Source organism: Streptomyces botrytidirepellens (assembly GCF_003721215.1).
GTDB classification, from domain to species: Bacteria; Actinomycetota; Actinomycetes; order Streptomycetales; family Streptomycetaceae; genus Streptomyces; species Streptomyces himastatinicus.
Genome location: NZ_RIBZ01000368.1, coordinates 1 through 630, shown reverse-complemented (window position 1 = coordinate 630; position 630 = coordinate 1). Strand labels below are relative to the sequence as shown.

The window sequence follows — 630 nt, the reverse complement described above, 5'->3', positions numbered from 1 at the left end:
CGTGCGGGCCCGTGTGGGCGCGGCGCTGGGTAACGGCCCGGGCGGGCAGGCCGGTGCGCGGACCGGGCATGGGACGGCCCCGACACCGCGAACGCGGAGCCGGGGCCGGGTGGAGACGGGCCGGGCGGGTGCCCGCGTACCGCTACTTCCTGGACTTCTCGCCCTTGCGTCCGCGGACTCGCCGGACGGCCCGCCAGACCCGGCGCGGGGGGATCAGGAGCAGGACCGCGACGGCGACGAGCACCGTTCCGAGGAACGTGTCACCGGTCACCAGATGGGCGATACCGGAGAGCAGCGTCGTGGCGGTCAGGATATGGACCGCACTGCGCCGGGTCCGCTCGGAGACGCCGGGCTTGTACGTCAGGAACAGGGCGGTGAACACGGACGCCGCTTGGAGGATGGTGAAGAACATAACGAGAATGCCGGACAAGACGAAAGCTCCTTACAGAAGAGGGGATTGGCCTCGACGGCCATGCGCCGGGACGGTCGCCTCGGTGCCTGCGACGCACTGTGGGCTGGGGCCGGGCAAGCCCCGCAACCCCCATCCCCGGGCAACCGCCGGGCGGATGTCGGGACATGGGTCGGCCCCCGGGGCGCGGCATAGTCGCTGCGCCTCGGGGGCCGCGGGGG

1 protein-coding gene is annotated in these 630 nt (G+C 73.0%); it reads right to left on the bottom strand.

Annotated features, from left to right (window positions below; all coding sequences use genetic code 11):
* Positions 1 to 142: 142 nt before the first annotated feature.
* A complete protein-coding gene (locus EEJ42_RS31010) occupies positions 143 to 430 on the bottom strand; it encodes a hypothetical protein (RefSeq protein WP_123105189.1) in 288 nt (95 codons plus the stop codon).
* Between the last annotated feature and the right edge of the window lie 200 nt (positions 431 to 630).